General features: G+C 61.9%; 19 protein-coding genes and 2 pseudogenes. 12 read left to right on the forward strand and 9 right to left on the reverse strand.

Annotation, left to right across the window (positions count from 1 at the left end; all coding sequences use genetic code 11):
* The 3 genes and pseudogenes from C882_RS15990 to C882_RS16000 form a co-directional block, all read left to right on the forward strand.
* A partial coding sequence (locus C882_RS15990; protein ID WP_043646022.1) for an efflux RND transporter permease subunit occupies positions 1-969 on the forward strand: 969 nt, incomplete at its 5' end.
* A 23-nt stretch (positions 970-992) separates the two neighbouring features.
* Positions 993-1,340, forward strand: a complete 348-nt coding sequence (locus C882_RS15995; protein WP_009541689.1) for a copper-binding protein — start codon at positions 993-995, stop codon at positions 1,338-1,340.
* A gap of 185 nt (positions 1,341-1,525) precedes the next feature.
* Positions 1,526-1,753: pseudogene (locus C882_RS16000) on the forward strand (aldehyde dehydrogenase family protein); the annotation flags it as partial.
* A gap of 111 nt (positions 1,754-1,864) precedes the next feature.
* On the opposite strand, the gene C882_RS24055 reads toward C882_RS16000, so the two are convergent.
* On the reverse strand, positions 1,865-2,314 hold the full coding sequence (locus tag C882_RS24055) for a cupin domain-containing protein (RefSeq protein ID WP_160166793.1): 450 nt from the start codon (positions 2,312-2,314) through the stop codon (positions 1,865-1,867).
* Between the two features lie 155 nt (positions 2,315-2,469).
* Between C882_RS24055 and C882_RS24060 the strand changes: the two are divergent.
* Together C882_RS24060 and C882_RS25835 are read left to right on the forward strand one after the other, a co-directional pair.
* A pseudogene (locus tag C882_RS24060) lies at positions 2,470-2,865 on the forward strand (transposase family protein); the annotation flags it as partial.
* 474 nt (positions 2,866-3,339) lie between these two features.
* The gene (locus tag C882_RS25835) at positions 3,340-3,804 is read left to right on the forward strand and encodes a transposase (protein ID WP_083875956.1); all 465 of its coding nucleotides are present in this window, start codon (positions 3,340-3,342) and stop codon (positions 3,802-3,804) included.
* On the opposite strand, the gene C882_RS25275 is transcribed toward C882_RS25835, so the two are convergent.
* The 3 genes from C882_RS25275 to C882_RS16025 all read right to left on the reverse strand — a co-directional run bounded on the left by C882_RS25275 (position 3,701) and on the right by C882_RS16025 (position 6,605).
* Positions 3,701-4,063, reverse strand: coding sequence for a hypothetical protein (locus tag C882_RS25275; RefSeq protein ID WP_201448391.1), 363 nt, complete (start codon positions 4,061-4,063; stop codon positions 3,701-3,703). The two genes, C882_RS25835 and C882_RS25275, sit on opposite strands and share 104 nt — an antisense overlap.
* 81 nt (positions 4,064-4,144) lie before the next feature.
* Entirely contained in the window at positions 4,145-4,858 is a 714-nt protein-coding gene (locus C882_RS16020) for a hypothetical protein (RefSeq protein WP_043646028.1), read from the reverse strand.
* A 118-nt stretch (positions 4,859-4,976) separates the two neighbouring features.
* Positions 4,977-6,605, reverse strand: a complete 1,629-nt coding sequence (locus tag C882_RS16025; protein WP_043646030.1) for a site-specific integrase — start codon at positions 6,603-6,605, stop codon at positions 4,977-4,979.
* 724 nt (positions 6,606-7,329) lie between these two features.
* On the opposite strand from C882_RS16025, the gene C882_RS16030 reads away from it, so the two are divergent.
* Together C882_RS16030 and C882_RS24070 are read left to right on the forward strand one after the other, a co-directional pair.
* A complete protein-coding gene (locus C882_RS16030) occupies positions 7,330-7,776 on the forward strand; it encodes a hypothetical protein (protein ID WP_152415370.1) in 447 nt (148 codons plus the stop codon).
* Between the two features lie 243 nt (positions 7,777-8,019).
* The gene (locus C882_RS24070) at positions 8,020-9,177 is read left to right on the forward strand and encodes an AAA family ATPase (RefSeq protein WP_236262706.1); all 1,158 of its coding nucleotides are present in this window, start codon (positions 8,020-8,022) and stop codon (positions 9,175-9,177) included.
* 534 nt (positions 9,178-9,711) lie between these two features.
* On the opposite strand, the gene C882_RS24075 is transcribed toward C882_RS24070, so the two are convergent.
* From C882_RS24075 to C882_RS16045, 4 genes are all read right to left on the reverse strand, one after another.
* The gene (locus C882_RS24075; RefSeq protein WP_085952445.1) at positions 9,712-10,587 is read right to left on the reverse strand and encodes an HNH endonuclease; all 876 of its coding nucleotides are present in this window, start codon (positions 10,585-10,587) and stop codon (positions 9,712-9,714) included.
* 270 nt (positions 10,588-10,857) lie between these two features.
* Positions 10,858-11,364: a hypothetical protein gene (locus C882_RS16035; RefSeq protein ID WP_152415371.1), complete on the reverse strand. Its 507-nt coding sequence runs from the start codon at positions 11,362-11,364 to the stop codon at positions 10,858-10,860.
* A 41-nt stretch (positions 11,365-11,405) separates the two neighbouring features.
* Positions 11,406-14,207: a BPTD_3080 family restriction endonuclease gene (locus tag C882_RS16040; RefSeq protein ID WP_009541698.1), complete on the reverse strand. Its 2,802-nt coding sequence runs from the start codon at positions 14,205-14,207 to the stop codon at positions 11,406-11,408.
* 4 nt (positions 14,208-14,211) lie between these two features.
* Complete coding sequence (locus C882_RS16045) at positions 14,212-17,460, reverse strand: site-specific DNA-methyltransferase (protein WP_009541699.1); 3,249 nt, start codon at positions 17,458-17,460, stop codon at positions 14,212-14,214.
* 281 nt (positions 17,461-17,741) lie between these two features.
* On the opposite strand from C882_RS16045, the gene C882_RS16050 reads away from it, so the two are divergent.
* From C882_RS16050 to C882_RS25840, 3 genes are read left to right on the forward strand one after another with little or no spacing between them, the layout of a single operon-like run.
* Positions 17,742-18,821, forward strand: a complete 1,080-nt coding sequence (locus tag C882_RS16050; RefSeq protein WP_043646036.1) for an SIR2 family protein — start codon at positions 17,742-17,744, stop codon at positions 18,819-18,821.
* A 9-nt stretch (positions 18,822-18,830) separates the two neighbouring features.
* Positions 18,831-20,597 (forward strand): ATP-binding protein, encoded by a 1,767-nt coding sequence (locus tag C882_RS16055; RefSeq protein WP_009541701.1) that lies wholly within the window; start codon positions 18,831-18,833, stop codon positions 20,595-20,597.
* Positions 20,587-20,862 (forward strand): DUF3375 family protein, encoded by a 276-nt coding sequence (locus C882_RS25840; protein WP_083875962.1) that lies wholly within the window; start codon positions 20,587-20,589, stop codon positions 20,860-20,862. The genes C882_RS16055 and C882_RS25840 overlap by 11 nt, the downstream gene beginning before the upstream one ends.
* Before the next feature lie 571 nt (positions 20,863-21,433).
* Here C882_RS25840 and C882_RS24085 read toward each other — a convergent pair.
* On the reverse strand, positions 21,434-21,691 hold the full coding sequence (locus tag C882_RS24085) for a helix-turn-helix transcriptional regulator (protein ID WP_043646041.1): 258 nt from the start codon (positions 21,689-21,691) through the stop codon (positions 21,434-21,436).
* A 96-nt stretch (positions 21,692-21,787) separates the two neighbouring features.
* Here C882_RS24085 and C882_RS23420 point away from each other — a divergent pair, with 96 nt between their 5' ends.
* Together C882_RS23420 and C882_RS16075 are read left to right on the forward strand one after the other, a co-directional pair.
* A complete protein-coding gene (locus C882_RS23420) occupies positions 21,788-22,219 on the forward strand; it encodes a MucR family transcriptional regulator (protein ID WP_052000189.1) in 432 nt (143 codons plus the stop codon).
* Positions 22,194-22,859, forward strand: coding sequence for a hypothetical protein (locus tag C882_RS16075; RefSeq protein ID WP_043646042.1), 666 nt, complete (start codon positions 22,194-22,196; stop codon positions 22,857-22,859). Before C882_RS23420 ends, C882_RS16075 begins: the two co-directional genes overlap by 26 nt.
* Positions 22,860-23,108: the final 249 nt, after the last annotated feature.

Raw genomic sequence — 23,108 nt, forward strand, 5'->3', positions numbered from 1 at the left:
GACGTGGTGCGCACCGCCATCGGCGGCATGCGCATCTCCGAGACGGTGGAGGGCCTGGAGCGCTACCCCATCAACATCCGCTACCCCTACGACGACCGCACCAGCATCGAGGCCCTGCGCGACCTGCCCATGGTCACGCCCTCGGGCGCGCAGATCGGCCTGGGCGACGTGGCGGAGATCACGGTCACCGACGGGCCGGGCATGATCCGGTCGGAAAACGCCCGCCTGAACGGCTGGATCTACGTCGACATCGCCGGCCGCGACCTTGGCGGCTACGTGGAGGAGGCGCGCCGCGTGGTGGCCGAGCAGGTCGACCTGCCGCCGGGCTATTCCGTCGCCTGGTCGGGGCAGTTCGAGTTCCTGGAACGGGCGGAGAAGCGGCTTGGCATGATCGTGCCGGTGACGCTGCTGCTGATCGTCGTGCTGCTGTTCATGGCGTTCGGGCGGGCGGTCGACGTCGCCGTCATCGTCGGCACCCTGCCCATCGCCCTGTCGGGCGGGTTCTGGCTTCTGTGGATGCTGGACTTCGACCTGTCGGTGGCCGTGGTGGTCGGCTTCATCGCGCTCGCCGGCGTGGCGGTGGAGACCGCCATCATCATGCAGGTCTACCTCAACCTCGCGCTCGACAAGCGGCGGAAACAGGCGGCGGCGGAGGGGCGGCCGGTCACCATGGACGACGTGCTCGACGCGGTGACGGAAGGCGCGCTGCTGCGCCTGCGGCCCAAGATCATGACCGTCGCCACCATCTTCGCCGGCCTGCTGCCCATCATGATCGGCAGCGGCACGGGGGCGGAGGTCATGCGCCGCATCGCCGCGCCCATGGTCGGCGGCATGGCGACCGCGACCCTTCTCACCCTGTTCGTCATCCCGGCGGTGTTCGTGCTGGTCAACCGCATCGACGCCGTCCGCAACCCCAAAACCCTGTCCCCCACCCCCGGCGCCATGGCCCACGGCCACCCCGCCGAATGAGTCACTCCAGGAGACTTGAACCCATGAAGACGATCCTTTTCACCGCCGCCGTTCTCGCCGTTCAGCCGGCCGCCGCCATGGCGGGGTCCTCCCACGCCATGTCCGACCACTCCAAGATGGCCGGGGCGGCGCATAGAGAGGAAGCGGCCGTCGCCGGTACCGGCACGGTCAACAGCGTCGACGCGGACGCCCGCAAGATCAACGTGACGCACGAGCCCATCCCGGCCATCGGCTGGCCGGCCATGACCATGGATTTCGCCGTGGCCGAGGGCGTGGACTTCGCCGCGCTGGAGGCGGGCGCGCCCGTGTCCTTCACCCTGAAGCGGGGTGTTGACGGCATCTATATGATTGAGACGGTGCAATCCCGGTAAGGGAAGAAGCGGCGGCGGACGCCTTGGCGCCTCCGCCGCCCTTCGTGTCCGCCTGCTCGGCGGCGGGCCGTGCTGCGGTCGCTCTCTTTCGCAGGCCCTAGGCGACGGCGCAAGGCGACTCCTTTCCCAAAGCCCCTCCGACTGTCCCATAGGCGCGAACGTCGGAGAGTTACGGGTCTGGGCCGGAGGTGGGGGAGCCGCCTGGCTGCCACATGGACGTGGACATGGTCTCCTTCACCGGATCGACAGAACCGGGGCGCCGGTTCCTGAGCTATTCCGCCGGCTCCAACCTGAAGGAAGTCGTGCTGGAGATGGTCGGCAAGAACCCGTGCATCGTCATGAATGATGCGGAAAACCTGGAGGACATCCCGACGCCGGTCTATGGCGTGCAGCAGGGCCACCACCTGTCGTGACCGCCAAGCGGACCCGGCCGGCCCCCTGCCGGCCGGGTCTTCGGCTGGTGCCGTTGCCGATGGTCTCTGGCGCGGGATGTGGACCCATCGACGCGGATAAGTCCTTTTCGCTCACTGCGCCGCATCGTCTGCCTTCGCTTCTTGCTCAAGGAAGGCGGCGTCGACGGGGCTGACTTGGAAGACCACTGCCTTGGCGGGCACGTCGCCCTTGTTCACGACGCGCATCCGGGCGTTCAACGGTTCCGCCGTCGCGTCCCCGGCAGTCAGTTCGTTCACCTCCTTGCCTTCGACCTCCATCGAAAGGGAGCCTTCTCGAACGAAGACGTAAACCGGCGAGGGGTGAGTGTGCCAGGCGGCCGCGGTTTTCGGATCAACGGTCGCGGTGACGACTCTGATCTTGTGCTTGCCGGCCGGCAGTTCGATCTCCTGGCCCAAGACCTCAACGAGTTGGGACGCCGGCTTGTCTATTTCCTTGATGCCACCAGCGTCTTGAGCCAATGCGGCGGGTGCGCCAACAGCGAGCATGGAGGCGGCGGCGGAGACAAGTAGAACCTGTCGCATTTGCTTTCTCCAATGCCATTCCCCCGCTGTCCACCGGGTAACAGGACGGCAGGCCGCGCGTTTCATTCTCTATCATGCAATTGTGGACGACCCTCACGACCCAAAGATTCGGGAAGGCTTCGACGGAAAGAGCGGCTTCAATCCGGCTGACCGACTTCCACGGCCTGCCCGAGGAGATCGTCATGGACAACGGCCCGGAGATGACCAGCAAGGCCATGTTCCTGTGGTCGCTCAAAACGGGTGTCCGGTTGCGGTTCATCCAGCCGGGCAAGCCGATGCAGAATGGCTTCGTCGAGAGCTTCAACGGGCGGTTCCGTGATGAATGCCTCAACGAGCACTGGTTCACCAGCCTCACCGAGGCCCGCCGCATTATCGAGACCTGGCGGCGCCACTACAACGAGGAGCGCCCGCACAGCGCCCTGGACTACGACACGCCGTCAAACCTTGCCCGACGGTCTGCTGGCCTTCGGTCGCACACGGCTCCCTCCGGCCAGCAGCCCGTCGCCAGCAGCGGCCAGAACATGATATCAACCGAAACACTCACCCTCTGAACGGATCGACTTCAGGGGGAAGGTCAGCTGCTCCAGATCAGGAGGTTGCCGGGCGTCGTTGCCGCCCCGCCATATTGGCAGCGGCTATGCGCGTTCGCTCGCGCCGGTTACCTTGTGGACGTTCTTCGGGAGTTTGATTTCGACGTTCAGGACCTGTCTATCGCTGTCAATGCCATGCACGACGGCCTTGATTGGCTGGCGCAGGCGGTGAGCCTGCGAACAGAGCCGATGTGGGCGTCGACATCGGTTCAGAACGTTGAGTTGGCTGCGGAAATAGTGGGAAGGCTCTGTTTGCTGCGCGAGCGAGAAACGCTCGCCGGGCGATCTTTTCCGATGAGCATAAAACTAGACGCAGCTATCCGACCGATGACCGACCGAGGCGCTCATCCGTTCGCGCCCGGCCCTCTGTGCCAACGTCCTTGCGGCACTCTAATGGGTGTCGTTTAGTGAGTTCGACAGAGGGGAAGCCGAGCGATGACCAAGGGTGCGCCTACGTTTGCAGTTGATGGGCCCGTGCCTTCACCGGCACCTCCGGATCCGGAGGTGCCGGTGAAGGCACGGCGGCGCACGTTCACGGCCGCCTACAAGCTGGCGATCCTGGCAGAGCTGGACAAAGCCAAGCCCGGCGAGACGGGCGCGGACCTGCGGCGAGAGGGCCTGTACTCATCCTCTCTCGTCGAGTGGCGGCGACAGCGGGCGCAGGGAAAGCTGCGGCCGAAGGAGCCCGCGCGGCGGGGGCCGCCCGCCACCGTTCCGGCGGCCGATGCCGCGGAGATGGAGAAGCTCCGGCGCGAGAACGCGCGCCTTGCCCGCCAACTCACCAAGGCTCAGCTTGTCATAGATATCCAAAAAAAGCCTCCGGATGCACCTCCTTCTGATCGCCCCGCTCGTCCAAGGGCTTTTCAAAGATCTGGCCCAGTTGCGAGAGATACCTGTTGATCGTCTTTAAGGAGAGGCGGCGCGTCACGTCCTCAATGCTGGTCTTGCCCGTCAGACGCTCTGCAATCTGCCGCTTTGCCGCCCTGTCACCACGAGCGGCGCGGGCCTTGAGATCATCCATCTTCTTTGCGAGGGCGACCTGCTGCTGGACCGTCATGCCCTTTCTGTAGATGCTCCGGTTAACGAGATACGGTACTTCGCACAAGAAGTCTCGGAACTTCAGGACCTGCTCTCTGGTCAAGTCGGCCTTCGTCGTCACGCCCGTGACCTCCTGGAACCAGCTCAGAGCGCGCCGCGCTTGTTCGGTTGTCTTCACATTTTTCCAGTCCTGCTTCGTCTTTTAGCGCAGGGCCGTCTCGAAAGCCTCATCCAGTTCGGTCTTTTCGCCCGACTTCCTGGCTTGCTCCGCGGATGCCGCCGCTTCGGGCGCATTCGATGGTGCCGCGATAGCGGTGACGGCGGCCTCGCGGTCGCACGTTTCCGACTTGCCGCTTTTCTCGTCGGCGGGCTGCTTTGCCGGTTCCGGGGCCTTCGCGTGGATGGGCGTGGCGCGCGGTTTCGGCACGGCCGCAACCGTTTCCGTCGTGACCATTGGAGGGGCGACCGCCGGCGCGGTCGGCGCGGAAACGGGAAGGGGCGCATCGCCGTAGTTCCCCGCCATCCGCGCCTCGAAGACATCATGCGCCCGGACCACCGCAGACAGGGCGTTATGGCAGAGCGCGCGGTGCGCATGAGTGTCGGGAGCCACGGAATGCCCCAGAATGGCCGCAGCAACTCCGGCCCATTTCTCGCCCATCCACCACTGGTACCCGTTGCGGGCGCGCTCCGCGATCTGCCGTCCCAATGCGTAGCTCTGGCGATGGTGCGCATAGCCCTCGGGCTCCGCGTCGGCGAACGCCAGTTCCGCGGCCTCCAGCCCCTCCAGAACCCGTTCAAACACCCAATTGCTCACAGCGTCGCGCATCTCCGGCTGGAGTGCCTCTTGCACGGACGACATGAGGGCAGCGGGATCGAGAACCGTGGGCAGATCGGCAAGGGCAGCGGTGGCTGACATAACGAGGGAACTCTGCGGCTGTGCTCCGGCCGAGCGCCGCGCGCGCGCTCGAGCCTTCCACACCCTTGAGATATGCGGCGTTCTGAAAACGAGCGCGAATTTCGCAGAAAATTTTCGATCAGCCGCCGGAATGCCCTTCTTCACTCCCCTCGGTGATGGCCAGAGCACGCCGCACGTCGCCCGCGTAATGCACGTCTTCGAGGTAGGGCAGAAGGTCCGCCACCTCGAACCCGCTGAAGTAGTGCTCGTAGTTCACCCCGCCGTGCTCGTGGCCGAGCAGATAGTGGCGGCCGGCGTCGGATCGGTGCTTGCGCTGGATGGAGGTGTTGAAGGTCTTGCGGAGAGCGTGGAAGTCGCGGCCCGGATGGTCGAGCCCGATCCGCTTCCGGTAGCTGCCGAACACCTTCGAGAACTGGTACCCGAGCGTGTTGTCGGGGCCTCCGGGCCGGAGTTCGGGGAAGATCGCCTTGTGCCCGCGGGCGCGCATCGCCGCCGCGTGCTCGGGAAGGCCGAGGTCGACCAGAAGCGGGTGGAGCGGCACGGTGCGCTCCGACGCCTCCGTCTTCAGGCGCTGCGTCTCGGAGGCCTGGATGCGCAGGCACCAGGCCCCGCCGATGTTCATGACGGCGTTGACGGGAATGCGCAGCGCCTCCTCCAGGCGAAGGCCGTTGAATCCGGCAAGGAGCGGCGCCCAGTAGAGCGCGTCCTTCGTGATCCGGGCGCCGGGTTCATGCCGGGCGTCGCCGTGTCCCTGATACAGGGGCGAGGCGAACAGCCGGACCAGGTCGTCGTCGCTCCAAACGTCACGCCGCCGGCGCTGGTTCTTCTTCATCTTGGCCTTGCTGAAGAACAGGCCGGCGAAGGGGTTCGTGTCCTTCGCCCGGTAGTGATGCTCTTCGGCGAAGGCGAAGATGGCGCGGAGGGAGCCGACGTGCTTGTTGTTGGTCTTGGGATGCAGCCGCTCGAGCAGTTTCTCCACCGCCATCTCGGAGCGCCCGATCATGCGGTCGCGTTCCTCGGCGGCGGCCGCGTCGCCCTGTTCGGCCCGGCGGACGAGCGTCTCGAGCCGGTCGGCCTTGGCGATCGACTGTGGCCCGGTCAGGCCCTTGTAGATGCTCCGGCCGTGCCACGCCGGGAGCCGCCCGAGCAGGCGCTGGAAGTCCGATGCGTCGATTGCCGTGAGACCGCGCGCCGTACGCTCCCCGATCATCTCGGTGAAGAGGGCGACCGCCCGATCCGCGTCGCGCACCGTCTTGCCGGTCCATTCGGTCTGGCCCTTGCTCTCGACGCAAGCGGCGAAGAGGTCGGGAAGGGCGACGTCCCGACGCAGGGTCTCGGCCGGCACCGGCGTCGGAGGCGTCGGCGCCGCCGCCTGCGGTTGGGGCGGCTCGGCAAGCGGCGGGGCGACGAGCCTCTGCACCAGATCGACGGCCCCGGCGATGGCGGCCCGCAGAAGCCGGACGAGCCTGTGGGCGAGGGAGGCGGGCTCGGGATCAGCGGCGGGAAGAAGGGCGGCGATCCGATCCGCGGGGTCCGGCGGGATTCTCAGCGGCTGAGAATCCTCCTCGGCATAGGCGACATGGGCGAAGACGGCGGCCACGCGGGCCGCGCGCGCCCGGGCGGTCCGAAGGCATCGCGTGTGCAGGGAAAGCTGGATTTCCGCGGGGTCGCCGGCCTCGCGGAGCCGGGAGGGGATGCGTCTGCGCCAGTGGTAGACGGCGCCGCGACGGAACACGTGCTCGGGCATGACGGCCTCCTTGTGGGCCGCCTCGTCGTCGGATTCTCAGGGATGTGGGGCACCCCTGTGGTACAAACGACGAAAGCGGCCGCCTGGGGCGACCGCTTTTCGAGGACTTCCGCGGCTTTCAGCGCGGGTTTGGCTGGGGGACCAGGACACGCAGCCAAGCTGGAATGGCCTGCGTAAGCCCCTCAAAAACCTGCAAATTCGTTGACGCGCCGGAATGCAGCGGACGCCTCAGTGGACCACTGCGGCGGACCATTGTCAACGGCCGTCTTGTCGCCGGAGATGCCGCTCATGCGGCAGTGGCTCGCGGGCCGTTGAGATTCTCCGCAAGCAGACAACAAGGATAAATCACGACACAAGGAGGTGCATAAGCACATAGATGGCCGACACATCTAAAGCGCTGCAAAGTAATGTTGACAACTGGCGAAGTACCCAAGGATAAAAAGCGTTGCGATCAGGCTTGTATTCTGTAGTGTAGCTGACGTGCTCGATGCGGCATGCAACGTGAGCACCGCATTTATCGGTGAGCGGAGTGCGAGGATGACAGGCGTCACTAACTACAGCCAATGGCTATGCCGAGGAGATGCGCTGGTGCTGGTGGCAGATGACGGCGCGTGCCTGGGAGTTCGCCGAGGTGTGGTTGTCGCCATCCAAGCCGATTGCATGGACGGAGATGAGACTCGCCTCCTGGTGGGGCGCGAGTGGCTGTCGGTGGAGGCGCCGTTTAGTGCAATTGCTGACTGGTTTTCTGGGCATGGCTCTGAGCGACGAGCAGGGCATCGTCGGAAGGTCTCCGATGTACGATGAGGTGGAGCCGCATGAACAGGTGCTTATCATTAAGAGACTGCTGCGCCTCGCACACCGTGTCTTGGCGCGGCAACTTGCGACCGAGCCGGAACTCGTGGATAGGATCCGAGAGGCGCTTGATGTCGCATTGCAGCAGCCGATGACTCTTGCCGACCCAGCGGCGCTGCTGGAGTGGCAGAGGTTGCTCGATTTCCCACCAACCCTCGTGCGGCGTGCGATCACCATGCAGGGCCGGGCGATGGACCTGATGCGTGCCGTCAGCCCACTCCTATCAGCAAGGCCATGCAGTGAGGCCGAGCGGCAGCGGCTATGGCAACTGGCGGTCAAGGGCTGCCTTCACGCGAAGTCGCGTCTGCCTCTGGAGTGATGGAGAGGAGCGATGACCGACAGCTGGAGGCCGCATGATGAGACTGACGCAGCGGAAAATGCTCAGCTGGAACTTGCGGCTTGGCGAAAGTGGCCGAGAAATCAGCTTAAGGCGAAAGCGAGCGATCTTCTGAACTTACTGTTGAGCAAGACCTCGTTTGCGCCATCCGATCCGGCGCTCCCGCTTATCGGGCGCGCTAGCAGGGCTGAGCCGGAGGCCGCATACCTGATTGCGTTGGCGGTCATGGACAGAGACCGTAGCTCTGATCTCGCATGGTCTTGGGCGTCGCTCGCGGCCCTTCGGGGGCATCCGATTGCTCAGCAGGGGCTGGTCGCCGAATTGCGGCGGCGGGCTGCCGCTGCGCATGGACTAAGTACATCGAGATACAGGCGAGTCGTTCTGTCTTGGGCTGACCACGTCACGCTGGCTGATTTACATCCTGGCGGACCTAACAGCAGCAGGTTGTACGAGGCCCTGACAGAGGCCGTGCCGAACAACCCAGCCTCCCGGCTGTCGGACGGGTTAAGTGCTGATGCTCTCCTAGTGCTGAAAGGACCGCTGCCCGACGACAATCGGGAGGACAAGTACCTTAGCAAGGCGTGGCAGAGCCTGACGCAGCCGCTTCCGCTAGCGTCGCCGCCACCTTTGGAGATTCTGCGGGCCGTTCTGGATGAGGAGTTTCCCTGGCTCAAGGAAGCGATAGCTGCCGTGTTGGCAGACCTACAACTTCACCAGTGGGCTGGATGCACAAGGACCAAATGGCGGCCTTTGTTGTTGGTGGGACCACCAGGCACCGGAAAGACGCGCTTTGCGCGCCGTCTGGGGGAGCTCACTGGGGCGGGGTTCGGCGAGGTGAACGCCGCGGGTAGTTCGGATAATCGGGCTCTGCAGGGAACTGCCCGAGGCTATTCAAGCGCCAGCCCCTCGCAGGTGTTGCATGTTATGCGGAGGACGAAGACTGCAAATCCAGTGATCCTGGTCGACGAGATCGACAAGGCGCAGGGATCGCAAAACGGGGACATCCGGCAAACCCTTCTCACCATGCTTGAGCCTGAAAGTGCCAAGTCGTGGCCTGACGAATGCCTGTGCGTGCCGTGCGACCTTTCGGCAATTAATTGGGTTCTTTGCGCCAATGATGTTTCCCGTCTCAGGGGGCCTCTGCTAAGTCGCCTGCGCGTTGTCCAAACGCCTCAGCCGGAACATAGGCATCTTCCTGCCGTACTCGCAGGCATTCAGCGCGATCTCTGGTTGGTGATCGCGCCTCACGATCTCCCTGAACTTGATCCCCAGCATGTGGATGCGTTCGCGCACGGACTACGGCGTGGCGTTTCATTACGTCGAATAGCAATGGCATACGAAAAGTTCGTTCAGAATGCGCAAGCGCCCAAGCGTCTCAACTAAGGCAACGGTGAGTGCGGAAGCTGGCTGCGACACCGGAAAAAGAAAGGAAACTCTTGATGCGGGTAGACCTATCGTGTGCTCTTTACGAGGCGAATGAGTGGGAAACCGGAGGGATCCTGGAGGTGCTGGAAACTCACGCTGCATCCTTTGAGGCCGTCTTTGAACCTGAACGCCTTCTTGGGATGGAACCGGGGGCATCAGTCGTCGTGGAGGGTGTTCGCAGCGAGTATTTGCGGACATCCGAGACCGGCATTCTTGTCCCGCACTGGCAAGACACGAATGGCCGGTGGCAAGTTCGGATCCCGCGACTTTTGTCTGCGCGGAGGGGTCTTACAGAGGAGCAGTTCCTAGCCGCGACCAGAACCACCCGTGCCAGGGTTGTATTTTGTCTCGGGCACGGAATTCGACTGCTCCCCGAAACCATTTACATCCACCATCTCAATAGAAATCCGAGTGATGACAGGCTGGAAAATCTCGCGCCAATGTATGCGGCGACGCATATGCTAGGCCATCGCACCGAGGCTGCGGAGCGGGCTAACCTTCGGCGGTCCTGAGGTCGTGGATAGTCCCTGGATTGATCGCGGCCCGTGGTAACGGCCGCGAAGAAAGCAACTGCAGGACCGCATCACGATCCATGGTCAATGGCACGTCAATTCTCTTTCCATCCAGTTCCTGGTAGTCTCTGGATATACTGCTGTGGAAAATGGCCACACCGTCGGAACGGAAAGTTAGGAGGCCCGCGTCGAACAAAGCATGCAGATCGGCTCTGAGGATGATGCTGTTTTGCACAAAGTCGCAGCCACCCTCTGAGACGGGATGGATATGACAGGCTTCTAAAGCCACCTCTGCAGAACAACCTGATAGAGCACATGCGCCTCCCCAGTAGCGTATAGCTATGCAGCGAAATAGGCGAGACCTCATTCTCCGTCGCGCAAGTTCGAAGGGACGTTCCTCCAGTCCATCTGCCGTGCACGCCGTTTCCGCCAGCGCCAAGACGGCCTCTCTGGTGTGCCTCAGGCGCGAGAATCCGGCAATGCGAGGAAGACCTGAGGGTAAATTTTCCGGGGAAACCTCTGCCCAGGAAACCTGCCGAAAGTGCCGATAGCCCTCTACGCGCGGCTGAAAATAATAGCGGGACTCAACCACACCAACGGCAGCCCTCTGACGGCTGTGGTCACGGGTGACAACCAGATCACCTGGCCGGACCTCAAACATGAAGTCCACGCAACTCTTGGCTCCGCCCCTGTTATACCCCTTGGATCGGACGTGCTGCTTGAGCTCTTCTGGGGAACAGAAAGATGAGAAGTCATCGGTGCCGTTCCACCCGATGCGCATCACGCCTTCGCTGATGAAACTGTCCCAATAGTCATCGCCATCGAGGGAACCCGTCCTAACGAGCCAGGCTTCCATTTGTGCGTCCCCCGCTGCAGCGCTTGTTATCCGTCGGCAATGGGACGTTCGTGTCCCCCTCTCCGCAAGCAAGCTGAAAAGCACCGTCTTCACGAATATCACGAACCGCACGCGGGCCACTATGGGATGGCAACCGGGCGATCCGCCAGCTGGGCTTCCGATAGCTGTCATTATCGGAAGTTGGTATCGCTTTCAGCGGCTACATATAGACCGGCTTCGGGGGCAGGCATCATGGATGCTCTGGTAGAGGGCGAGAGCCCGCCCGGCGCCTCACGCGAGCGCATCCTCAAAATTCCTAGTCGAAGCGCGCACGTAATCGATCACCTCGACAAACGCCATCCATTCCTTCTTGCCGAGCCGCCCACGTAGCCGTAGGACTGGCTTGTCCGGGTCGAAGATTTCGACGCTTTCCGCATGAATGATCTTGTTGCAGGCTTCACGGAGTTCGAGCGGAATTTTCTTGTCTTGCTCGGCTTCCGGATAGAGTTCGCCGCATACGGATTCGACCATACTGAAGCTCAGTTCATCCGGATTCTCCCGCAGATTCCGCATGTGCTCCATTTGCAGGCGGTTCATAATGGCCGTGCTGACAAGCTGATGCACAATCTCGTCTTCGGTGAACTGCTCTTGCAGCGCTCTCAGAGGATCATTCTCGGCCGCCGCGACGGCCCTGATTGGCGAATATGCGAGAAACGCAGACAGAAGCCTGTGCAAATCGCGTAAGATCGTGGCTGAGTTCAGCCGATAGCCAGGGGTATGTGGTGAATCATTACTCATGAACCTTTTCCGCTTTCCATGGTTTAGGAGCGCTGGCGTGATCAGTTCTTCGCGTGTCTGTCTGAGCCAGCATGCTTCCCAATGATGTCCTGCACGTCACCGGGCTTGAACGCGACATCCCATGCCCACTGGCCGAAGCCGCCCGCAGCGTTGATGGCCTTGACCCACTCGCTAAGCGCCTCGCGCTTGGCCTTGTTCTGCGGGCTGTCCGTACCCTTGATTTCGAGCGCCAGGATCGTTCCGTCCACTAGTCTCACCAGGAAGTCCGGAACATACCGTCGCCGCGAGCCCGCCCACATGTAGTAAATCTGGAACCCGAGGTGATCGTTCTTGGCATAAGCGGCGACTATGTCAGTCCGCTTCTCGAAAACGTTGGCGGCATGGCCTTCCCACGATGAGTCTCCCACAAGGTGGCTGATATGCGACCTGTTGGTCGGGAAGCACGGCTTGGAGGTGTACCAAGTCCGCATCCGGCCGGTTGCACCGATCGGGTTCTCCTCGTCGAACACGGGGGTGAGGCGTTCGGCGTTCTGCTCGGTCACGTTGCTCAACACATGCTGGACGACCCGGTCGATGTTGAGCGCGATGAGGATGCGCCGCCGGAGCGGGTCCGAGTGGAACAGGGACGGGATCTCAAGGCGCTCCGACGTCAGGAACGTCTCGACAATCCTGACCAACTGGGCAGCCAGGTATTCGGGCGTCCCTGAGAAGCCGTGGCTGAGTTCGGCAAAAGCCTTTCGGGCGGCCTGAAACACGAGGCGCTGCAGACGGAAGCCGTCTGGCAGCTTTTCGAGATCAATCTCCGTGACCTTTCCCATGTCGGTTGCGCCGCCGAGAGCCGGGGCGAGTTCTGCGCTGATCGCTGTTTCGGCAGGGTCGAGCTCAAGCGATGAAACCACGCTCCAGTCGATCGTCAACTGCGGACGGATGACCGTCTCCACGCGCAGCACGTTTGGCCACCGGATCTCCAGATGAGCCCGGTCGGGCATGACTTCGATCTGCGTGGTCGGCTTTGGTGGCGGCGGGGCCTCACCGCCTTCTCCGGTTTCCGAGATAGTCAGAGGCACCCCGAAGACGTTGACGTATTCGGGGAGGAACAGCCCGTTCTCGTCAGTGTCGTAAGACACCCGCCGTAAACCGCGCCCGACGACCTGCTCGCAGAGCAACTGGGAGGTGAATGCCCGAAGCCCCATGATGTGGGTAACATTCTTGGCGTCCCACCCCTCCGAGAGCATCGCCACAGATATGACATTCTGAAGATCCTGCCCAGCCGCTCCTCGCTTCCCAACGTTGTCCACGATCTCGCGCAGTAGTTCCTCTTTCTTCAGCGCGAGGAACTTCGCGCGGCGCGTCTCAGGAATGCCTGCCGCATCAATGATCGCCTTCAGGCGCGCATCGTAGTCTTTGTCAGATGATGCTTTTTCACCGCTCTCCGCCTTCTCCAGCACCTTCGAATCGACGCGAAGCGTCTGGGTCGGCGCATGAAGTTCGGGCCAATGCGCATCGCCCTTGTTGAAATAGTTCTCGATACGGGCCGCGGTCTCCGTGCGATTGCAGACGGTGAGCATGACGGGCGGCGAATGGTGCCCGGCCTCCTCCCACTGCCGCCGCGTTTCCCGCCAGTCGGCGCCAAGCAGCGTGTAAGCGTCCTGTACCAGCTTCGGCAGGGCCTCGTGCGGTTCCGCCTTTGGCCGGTTCAGGTCCTCGGAGACGGACGGATCGCGGTAGATGTGATAGAGCTTCGAGCGTAGCGTCTTGGCATCCGGCACGGCATCATCGCGCACCACGACGCGGGGCGTCTTGACTAGCCCAGCCTCAATGGCATCGTTCAGACCGAAGTCCGAGACGATCCAGTCAAACAGGCCGACATCCGTGCTCTTCTTACCGGTCGGCGCGAAGGGCGTGGCCGAAAGGTCGAAGCAGCGCTGGATCCGCCGGGTCTTGTGGATGCGGTCCAGCCCCTCGATCCAGCGCGTTGCCTCGTCCAGGTCGATGCCCTGCTCGGCGGCCGCCTTCTTGCTGATCTTCACCTCGGGCGGCTTACGATAGGCGTGGTGCGCCTCGTCGTTGATGACGATGATGTCCTTGTGTGTGGCCAGCTTGCCCAGAACGCGCCGCGTGAACGCTTCGTCGGACTCGCGCCCCTTTCTCACGACTGACCGGTCCGCTTCTTTGAGCGGCATAAGCGTGTGCCAGTTCTCGATCAGGACCTCGGCCTGGTTTAACTTCTGGCGCAGCGCCTCGGAGGGACACAGATTGAACTCGTCATAGTAGCTGCCCTCACTCGGCAGCAGCACCTGAAGCCGTTCCTTCACGGTCAAGCCAGGCGCAACGATGAAGACGGCGCGGCTGAAATCCTTGTTGCGCTTCGGATAGGTCAGAGCGTTCAGCACCTGCCACGTGATGATCATCGCCATCACGGTGGTCTTGCCCGCACCCGTAGCCATCTTGTTGCAAAGACGCTGCCACGCCCCGCCGTCGCCGGGAATCGCTATACCCTGCTTGTAAGCCTCCGCGCCCTCGACCCACCAGATCAGGGTCTCGATAGCCTCGAGTTGACAGAAATAGAACGAGTACTGCCGAGCGTCGCGGTCGTACCAGTGCTCCAGCAGCTTCCGCGTGACAATGGTCACGCCGGGCCAGCCGTCCGCCCGCCACTCGTCCACACGTGCCCGGATCGTGTTCACCAGATCCAGACCCTCGGTGCGCTTGGTGTTGTTGCGCGCGTCGAAGACCTCGTAGCTCGCTGGACGCCGCTCGGACTTGATCTCCAGTTTGCTACCTTTGCCTTCGACCCAGTGCTGCGTCGGACAGTCGAAGGGCGAATTGATGATCAAGGACATCCGCTCACTCCCCGAGCGGCATGATCTTGAGCGACTCGATGCCGCGGTCATCCACAATCTTGACCGCGATCCGCCGGTTGTCGCCCGCCTCGAAGGGCAGAGAGACGGTGCCGTGGAACTGCTCCAGCAGGTCTTCGTCCAGTTCTGCCCGCACAGTCTTACGCAGACGATTCCAGCCGCCCTTCGCATCCGCCATCGGGAAGAACACCTGATGCGGCATCAGCGAGCGATTGTCGTAGTCCACGTCCAGAGACCACATGGCAATTTGCTTCTTTCCGCCCGAGACGAGGTCGCCCTTCTTCGGGTCGAAATAGTCAAAGCCGTTGACCTCGACCTCCCACATCCCGTCCTTGCGCTTGCGCAACTCCACGTCGGGCTGGCCCATCAGCCAGAACGACTGGTTCGAGGACCGCTTCTTCTTCAGGTCCTCCGTCAGCAGATCGGTGTTCATCTGCGCCTTAAGGAGCGTGACGCCAGGCCAGGTCACTTCGTCTATGTCCTTTGCAGCTTCCGGATCGAAGGTGAAAGCGCAGAACAGGACGAACTTGGGTGACGGTCGCAGCGACTGGGCCTCATCAAGTGCAAGCTCCACCTGCCGCTGCTCCAGCGCTGCGTGCTCGGGACCAAAGCTGACGACGACGCGGTCGCCCGTTTTGGCGAGGGAGCCACTGGCGTGGATGTACCTCAAGCCGGGAAGCGTTTCGAACTCGGCGAACCGGAGCATCGCGCCCCCCTTGCCGCGCACGCCAGTCTTCAGCAGTTCATCCCGCCACATCGCCTGTCGAGACGTCTCGCCGGAGCGAGCTACGGTCTCATCAGCTTCTTGCGGCGGAATGCTCTCGTCCAGCGACAGGACGGTCGGCGCTGGCACGGCCTCAACGGAGAAGGGCCCGCAGATGCGCAGCTTGTTCGGGTCCTTGCGAGGCTGATCGTAAAGCGTCTCCTGCTCGGCATGGTCTGCGATGGACTGGTCCATGCGGCGCTGCATCGCCTGTCGGGCAGCGTGGAAGACATCGAAGGGCTCACCGGCGCCCTTAGGCCAGTCCTTCGGCCAATCGAATGGCACCTCCCATTCGTGCAGGGTGTCGCCCTTGGCGAAGTCCACCAGCTTGCCCTTGCGCACGCCCTGCGTGGGCTTGAGCGGCTTCGGCGGGGCGGCGACCAACGCGGCGTTCAGGTTGGCCAGCGCCGCCGCGATCTTCGGGTGGTCCTCGTCGTAGATCGTGTCGATGTCGGGATTGTTGGCGATGCTTTTCAGCGTGATGTGCGGCACCGTCTCGTAGTCGAATCCGCCCTTCAGCCCCTCATGCGGATAGCGGAGGCTGTAGTAGTCGAAAGAGGCGGTCATCAGCCGCTGCTTGGCCAGCGTAATCGCCACGCGCGAGGTGTCGCAGGTGATCCAGCGCCGCCCCCATTTCTCGGCGACGAAAGCGGTGGTGCCGCCGCCACACGTAGGGTCGAGCACCAGATCGCCGGGATCGGTGGTCATGAGGAGGCAGCGTTCGATGACTTTTGCATTGGTCTGAACCACATAAGTTTTTTCTGCCCCGTAACCTCCGCTCGCAGTGTCTGTCCAATTATTCGAGTACGGAAAAAAGGGGAAATCGTCCGTGTATCGTCGGAAGGCGAGAGTGGTGCCGTAGCTTTCCAAGCGATTGCTTCGATAGAGTTTTGAAAGACCATCGGAATTTGTCTTCCAGCCTCCCTTGCCCGGCGCAAAAGTTTTCCCAAACGCCTCAAACGGGACCAATGTGGATTCACTGCTGGAGGCTGACGTCAGAGGTGAGCGCCGGTAAACGGCCGCATCATCAGGCAGGTTCTTCGAGTCGCTTTTCTCGGCCTTCGTCATTTTCCGGAAGGCGACGTCATCATGACGGATGAAATCGTAATTTACCCACCCGAATCCTTCGCGCTTCTGATACACGACGTTGAACTTAGCGGCGCTTTTATTACGCGCATACCAAGCTATGTAGTCGTTCGTGTCTGGTAAGAAATTTCCAGATTGACCTGTTGTCTTCCGAAACGAAACAATGCCTACGAAATTCTCAACGCCAAAAATCTCGTCCATCATTTCGCGCACGTGATGCAAGTTTTCATCAGAAATCTGCACGAACACTGAACCGCTTTCTGTCAGTAGTTCCCGTGCCAGCGTCAGCCGGTCACGTAGATAAGTGAGGTAGGAGTGGATGCCCAGTTCCCAGGTATCCCGGAACGCCTTGATCATCTCGGGTTCCTGGGTGAGGTCGGCGTCCGACCGGTCCTTCACGTCGCGTTTGTTCGTGAAGGGCTGGAAATTGGAGCCATATTTAATGCCATAGGGCGGGTCGATGTAGATCATCTGAACCTTGCCGCCCATGCTCTCCTTGGTCAGGAGAGAGTTCATCACCAGCAGGCTGTCGCCAGCCACCAGTCTGTTCATCCAGTCCATGGGGTGTTTGTAGTACTCCATGGCCTTGCGGAGCGGCAGGCGCTCAAAGTTTGCCTCGAAGAAACTGGCTTGTCGCCAGTCATGCGCCGCTTCCTTCCCCTTCAGCCGCTTCGCCGCATTGGCCAGGATCGTCGCCGGGTCCACCCGTTCATGGACATGAAGCGAGACGGTATCAACTTCGAAGCTCGTCTTCTCCGCTTTGCCCGTCCAGTTGAGATAGGGCTCCTGCAGCCGCTTCAACTCCTGCAGCGCGTCCTTCATCCGCTCGGGATCGTCGCTGGCCAGCGCGTCATCTATCAGCCGTTCGATCCCCGCCCGCGCGCTATCAAAGTTCAGCACCGGGTCCAGATGCGGGTCGTAGGCCCAGGCCGTCTTGTCACCATCGGGATCAGTGCCCGCATGGACCATGCCGACCTCGGGGTTGTTCACCCGTGTTTCGCCATGACGATAGCTCAGCACCTCCACTGGGCCATCCGCCTTGCGGGCGGCTTTCTTCTGTCGTCCCGCGCCCGACCGTTTCCGTGGCGTCGGCTCGTCCGTCGGGACCAGTTCGAACCCGTCCACCTCGTCTTCATCATCCTCGTCGGAGGTGCTTTCGTCCTCCTCATCGTCGGCATCGTCTACCGCGCGCATGATCGATCCGCCCCGCCCACGGCCGCGAGCCAGAATCCCCTCATCGACCAGCGCATCGCGCGCGGTGAAATAGTCTTCGTCGGAGAGGCTCGGCACGTGTTCCCGCAGCAACGCCATCATCGCGCCATTGCCGATGGAAGAGCCGTCTTCAGGAGTCAGAGAAAGGATGAGGTCGGTCAGGTCATTGGACATCGCTGGGCGCTTCTCACTGGTTCAAAATGCGCTTACCTCTCAGCGGATAGCACAGCTGAGCTAACGTCGCACGCTCCAAAATCGGGATACATGCCTGAAAATGCAGCGCACGGTGGCGCAGAAGCCCGCGCCCGGAGATAACGCAAGCGGCTCAGCCTATCAGCCAGAATCGGGAATCGAACTGTAACAGGAGACCGAACCAGTTCGGCCTGATTGCCACCGGAGAAGGGATTGTATATAGCTATCTTTTATCTGCATAAGTTGAGCGACCGGAGAAACTAATGGCAGCGGATGCACTGGATGTGGACCCAAAGGCGGTCGCTGAGCACGCTGAAGAGCTTGTGCGGGACTGCTTGGCCTTAAACCCTGTTGTCGTCCTGGGCAGCGGCGCCTCGGCAGGGCTTGGTCTTCCCACCATGCCGGAACTTGCAGACCGCATCCTTGAGGCGGTCGACGTCAAGACGCTCAAAGACCCGGACAAGCCCAGGTGGGACATTTTCCAGAAGGCGCTCGCCGCGGACGAGGGCCTTGAGCCAGCGCTGAACAAGGCAAACCTGGACGAGGATTCGCCCCTATTCCATCAGATCGTTGACATCGTGTGGAAGGCGGTGATCGAGAAAGACGCAGCCGTTTTCGAGGGGTGCCGCATTGGCAGTGAGCTCCCGCATGCCCGGCTTTTCTCCTACTTGCTTGGCAGTGCCGCGCGCCATGTATCGGTGGTGACGCCGAACTACGACCGCCTAGCGGAATATGGAGCGGACCAGGCTGGCATTCCGTGCCGAACAGGGTTCTCAGGCTCGTACTTCAGGCAGTGGTCCGGGTGGACAAGCGGTTCTCAGTACGAGCGCCACGACCGGCGCCGCCTGGACCTGTACAAGGTCCACGGCTCTCTCGACTGGTTCCGCGAACAGGCGGACCATGATCCGACGTCCCTGCCCGTGTCGCCGGGCGGTTCCGTCCCTACCGGTATGCGTCCCGTCATCGTGCCACCCTCCAGGGACAAGTACCGTCAAAGCCAGTTCGACCCTTATCGTTCACTCATGACGGAAGCCGACCGTGTCCTGAAGTCAGCGGACGCCTTTTTCTGCGTCGGGTATGGTTTCAACGACGTTCATGTGCAGCTGTACCTGAACCAGGCCCTCCGCCAGCGCCCGAAGCCCCTCGTCATGATCTCTTGGGGGCTGACGGAGAATGCGCAAGCCGCCATCACTCAGGCGTCCAAGGATCTGCGCTACTGCGTGATGACCCGTGCCGATGACGGGTCCGGGACAGTCGTTCGAACGCATGAGCATCGTGATGGTGTCTTCATTGAAGGGCTGGACACGTGGTCCTTCGATGGCTTCGCCAGAGAATACCTATAGGGGGCTGCCATGGACCTGTTCCGCCTGAATGACGATGACGCTTTTGGCAGCGTCCTGAACGTGGATTCCGGGTCGGTGACCGTCCAGGTGTTCGACCCGCAGAGCCTGCGCAAGCTGCAGGTTCAACGGCCCGTGCTCCTCCATGGCCGCCCTGGGCGGGCGCTGATCGGTATGATCAAGCGCATCACCCGAAAGGCCGAGCCCGTGAAGGCGACCGCCGACGAAGCCGATGAGGATGGTGCTGAACAGGAGGCCATCTCGGTCGATGCCGTGGAGATCGCCCTGATCGGGACGCTGCATGCGCGCAGCGGCGGCCGTCGCCCTCAGTTCAAGAGGGCTCTGGAGGCCGTACCCGAGATTGACAGTCTGTGCTTTTCGTTGGACGGCGACCGGCTGTCCATCTTCATGAAGGCCGTCTCGGAGGTCAGCGAGGAAATGGGCCATCCGCTGTCACTGGGATGCTATGCCCTGGATCCGTCCGCGACGGCCTACTTGAATGGTGACCGGCTGTTTCAGAGGCATGTCGGGATCGTCGGCAGCACGGGCTCGGGCAAGTCGTGGACCACGGCGCGACTGCTTGAGCAGATGGCAGCACTGCCGAACGCAAACGCCATCGTCTTCGATGTTCACGGCGAGTATGGAACCCTCACGGGAGACGGCTTCCGTCATCTAAGGATCGCGGGTCCTGGCGATCTGGACGCCCCCGGCGACAACGTCCTGTTCTTGCCTCATTGGCTTCTCGGTGCCGACGCCCTGCGAGCGCTCCTCGTCGATCGAAGCGACCAGATAGCGCCGAACCAGACGATGCTGCTCCGGCGGTTCGTCCGGGAAGCCAAGGAAGATTTTCTGGGGGCTGTGGGCGATGAAGACTTGCTGAAAGCCTTCACCGTCGACAGCCCGATCCCGTTCCGCCTCCAGATCCTCATTCGAAAGCTGACCGATCTGAACGAGGAGATGGTGGATGGCGCGAACGGAAAGCCAAAGCAGGGTGACTACCATGGCAAGCTGAGCCGCATGATTGCGCGGCTAGAAGCCAGGGCGGAGGATCGCCGTCTCGGCTTCCTGTTTCCGGAGGGTGAAGATGACGATCTGACCCTAGAAAGCCTTGGCGAACTCGCCGTCCGGCTCATGGCGGGGCGATGCGATCAGCCGGACGGCAAGGGCGGCGTGAAGATCATCGACTTCTCTGAGGTTCCGTCCGACGTTCTCCCCCTGATCGTGAGCATGGTGGCCGGACTTGCGTTTTCCATCCAGCAGTGGACACCTTCGCAGCGGCGCCACCCTGTCGCGCTGGTCTGCGACGAAGCCCACAACTACATCCCCGACCAAGCGTCCGAGGACTCGGAAGGCCGGGTCGCGGTGCGGATGTTCGAACGAATTGCCAAGGAGGGCCGCAAGTACGGGCTGGGACTGGCGGTCATCAGTCAGCGCCCGGCGGAGGTCAGCCGCACGGTCATCAGCCAGTGCAACAACATCATCGCCATGCGCCTGACCAATCCGGAGGATCAGTCCCGCGTGAGGGCGCTCCTCCCCGATACTCTGTCCGGTTTCACCGATTTCCTTCCCACGCTGGATACGGGCGAAGCCGTCGTCGTCGGCGACGCCAGCCTCCTGCCCAGCCGCGTCCGGATTGCACCCCCGCGGTCGAAACCAGATAGCCGCACATTCGACTTCTGGCAGCGGTGGTCGGCCGCCGAAGAAATCGGCGGCCTTACTCAGGCTGTAGACGCATGGCGCAGGCAGAGCCTGCAACCGGCAAAGGTGGATCCAGTATAGGGGCCAAACCGGCCGTGCTGGATGGCGCCTTCTAGCAGCCGGTCATGCGCCGCTGGTCGCAAGTTTTCTCCATGCCAGCTTTATCGCGCCGAACCTGCGGACGCTGACGCGGCAGGAATTGGTGGTCCGTCTTGATGATCTTCTGCACCACCTCAGGGCGGAATACGGAAGGCTATTCTTACCTCCGCCAACCTCCTCTCGTCGAGGAGGGCGACGACTTCTCCCTGAGCCCGCTGCTGGTCCTGCTACGGCGACGGCTGGCTGAGTCCGATACGTCCAGGGCAGAGGAACGCCTGATCCTGGCACGCGCCGACATTATCGATCTGGTCCGGCTATACCATTGGCGGCGTAACCATCGCCAGGATTAGCTTAATCCAGCCGCCAACCTGTCAAGCAACCGGGGCCGCCTCTAGGTTCCTGCTTAATGGTGCGGACACGAGGCACTTCGGCATGAGGATGCAGTAACGCCACAATTTCTGCTCTCCCCGTTACTCCATCAAAATGTAACGGAAAAATTGAATCGCGTAACACTTTTGTTGAGGCTGCCCTGCGCAGCAGGTAACGCTTATATGGAAGAATGTAACGCTTTTGTTTAGGAAGGTAACGCTTTCGGGCAACCTATCACAGGGCAGATTGATGCACAGTGATTTGCGCGCGCCCTGACATGCCTTTTCTGCAGGGCATCATGCGGCATAGAAGGTGAGGAAAGCGTGTCTCAGATGCGCATCTTTTAACTGTTCGGTTGGCAGGTAACGAAAATGCGCGATTCTGTAACGGATTTGGGCAAGCGTGTAACGCTTTTGTAGAACCGCGCTGCAGGGCGCAGAGAAGGCTCATCAGCCTTTCAGGCGCGCGCCAACACCCAGGCCATTCTCTGAATCAAGAAGAAGCACTCCGGCGTCCTCCAGGGTGGAGCGGATGTCTCGGAGCGTCCTGTCATAGGGCGTTCGGGCGCCTCGCTCAAAGTCCGCCAGGGTCTGCTTCGCCACCTCAGCTTTCTCTGCCAGCTGCTGCTGGGACCAGCCTAGTAGCGCCCTGGCTGCGCGAGACTGGGAGGGGGTCAGGATTTTTGCATCAACCTCAATATTTTTCATTGATCTTCGGCCAAGGTTTGTATAATGTATTGATGTTGGCGGCTGCCACCGCCTTCGAAGAGATAGTCCCAACCAAACATTCCACGGAGATTCTGCATGCTGACCAAATCCGAAATCACTGCCCTGGCCACGGAGCTTACCACGTCGCTGGCGAAGGCTGGCAAGCTCGAACCGGGCGAGGCCATGACGTTCTTCAGAAACGCTGTCGAGGAACTGATCACCCTTGGGCCGCATGACCAACCCCACGCGAACAGCAACGATAAGGTAGCGCCGCGACCCGTGCCTGCCGTTCCTGTTGAGGAATCCGTAACGTCCGATTTCCTCATCTGCCTCGAAGACGGCGTCAAGAAGACGATGTTGAAGCGGTATCTCGCTCGCGTGCACGGCATGACGCCGGACGAGTACCGTCAGAAGTGGGGGCTCCCGCCCAACTACCCGATGGTCGCCCCTCGCTACTCTGCGCAGAAGAGCGCCTACGCCCGCGCTGTGGGCCTTGGCACCTATGAACGCGATCGACAGGCCTACTGACATGGCGGAACTTGTTATTCCCGGCGCTCCCCATGTCGCGCAGGCTGGCAATGCTCTCATTGCTGCCGCGGACCGAAGCGCGGACGACCTTCTCGACAAGATTGATCGGCACATCAACGGAGGCATGCCGTATGCCGAGCTAATGGGCTGGATCGGTCATTCTCTGGACAGGCGAAAAGGCTTCCTGCTTCAGCGCGCTGTTGCCGCCGCCATCTCCTGCCACGACAGGTACCACGTTGACGAAGATGTAGTCATCCGGTTCCCCAGGCCGCAGGCGGGCCAGCGGCGGTTTCAGGTAGACTGCATGGTCTTCGACCGCCAGAGAGGGGCCACCAGCGTTTTTGAAGTGACCCACTCCCTCAGAAGAAAGACGCCTGTCGATCTGGCCCACCGTATCGACAAGATCAGCGACCTCCTCCAAGACCGCGCGCCGCCGTGTGGTGGTGACTGGGACTACCCCATGGTGACGTTCGTGACCCTGGACCCGGCCGACCGCCTGCATCCGGACTTGGATGCCCGCCTGCTGACCGTGGAGGGGCTCTGTCGTCACCTGAACCTAAGCGCATGGTGGGCAATCAAGGCGGTCATGGCCCGTTTTCACTACCGCTTTGCCCAAGGTATGGCCGATGTCGGACTTTGATCTTCCGTCGATCATCAGCGGTGGGCGATGCGGTCCCCTGCTAGTCATGACCACGGCTGAAGGGCGACGCTTGGCTGTAAGGGATTCCTCTGTCCGCGCGGTCTATGAGGTCGTTGAGGATGGCAACTGCATCATCGATCTCGGCGGTGGACGGCAGCTTTGCGTTGAGGCTCCCATGGAAACGGTTCTCGACCGGCTGATCCACCCAAAGCCGCCGCCTTAGCCCCTGAGGCCCTCCATCTTGCCTGC

Origin of the sequence: Caenispirillum salinarum AK4, assembly GCF_000315795.1 — a bacterium.
Taxonomy (GTDB): Bacteria; Pseudomonadota; Alphaproteobacteria; order Rhodospirillales; family Rhodospirillaceae; genus Caenispirillum; species Caenispirillum salinarum.

What these genes read in the sequence shown, in the direction of transcription:
- C882_RS16040 (WP_009541698.1), bottom strand. Translation starts at nt 14,207, where the DNA reads ATGTCCTTGATCATCAATTCGCCCTTCGACTGTCCGACGCAGCACTGG.
- C882_RS16025 (WP_043646030.1), bottom strand. Translation starts at nt 6,605, where the DNA reads ATGCCCGAGCACGTGTTCCGTCGCGGCGCCGTCTACCACTGGCGCAGA.
- C882_RS23420 (WP_052000189.1), top strand. Translation starts at nt 21,788, where the DNA reads ATGCTGACCAAATCCGAAATCACTGCCCTGGCCACGGAGCTTACCACG.
- C882_RS24075 (WP_085952445.1), bottom strand. Translation starts at nt 10,587, where the DNA reads ATGGAAGCCTGGCTCGTTAGGACGGGTTCCCTCGATGGCGATGACTAT.
- C882_RS16035 (WP_152415371.1), bottom strand. Translation starts at nt 11,364, where the DNA reads ATGAGTAATGATTCACCACATACCCCTGGCTATCGGCTGAACTCAGCC.
- C882_RS16055 (WP_009541701.1), top strand. Translation starts at nt 18,831, where the DNA reads ATGGACCTGTTCCGCCTGAATGACGATGACGCTTTTGGCAGCGTCCTG.
- C882_RS16020 (WP_043646028.1), bottom strand. Translation starts at nt 4,858, where the DNA reads ATGTCAGCCACCGCTGCCCTTGCCGATCTGCCCACGGTTCTCGATCCC.
- C882_RS16045 (WP_009541699.1), bottom strand. Translation starts at nt 17,460, where the DNA reads ATGTCCAATGACCTGACCGACCTCATCCTTTCTCTGACTCCTGAAGAC.
- C882_RS25835 (WP_083875956.1), top strand. Translation starts at nt 3,340, where the DNA reads ATGACCAAGGGTGCGCCTACGTTTGCAGTTGATGGGCCCGTGCCTTCA.
- C882_RS24055 (WP_160166793.1), bottom strand. Translation starts at nt 2,314, where the DNA reads ATGCGACAGGTTCTACTTGTCTCCGCCGCCGCCTCCATGCTCGCTGTT.
- C882_RS24085 (WP_043646041.1), bottom strand. Translation starts at nt 21,691, where the DNA reads ATGAAAAATATTGAGGTTGATGCAAAAATCCTGACCCCCTCCCAGTCT.
- C882_RS16050 (WP_043646036.1), top strand. Translation starts at nt 17,742, where the DNA reads ATGGCAGCGGATGCACTGGATGTGGACCCAAAGGCGGTCGCTGAGCAC.
- C882_RS24070 (WP_236262706.1), top strand. Translation starts at nt 8,020, where the DNA reads ATGGACAGAGACCGTAGCTCTGATCTCGCATGGTCTTGGGCGTCGCTC.
- C882_RS16075 (WP_043646042.1), top strand. Translation starts at nt 22,194, where the DNA reads ATGAACGCGATCGACAGGCCTACTGACATGGCGGAACTTGTTATTCCC.
- C882_RS15995 (WP_009541689.1), top strand. Translation starts at nt 993, where the DNA reads ATGAAGACGATCCTTTTCACCGCCGCCGTTCTCGCCGTTCAGCCGGCC.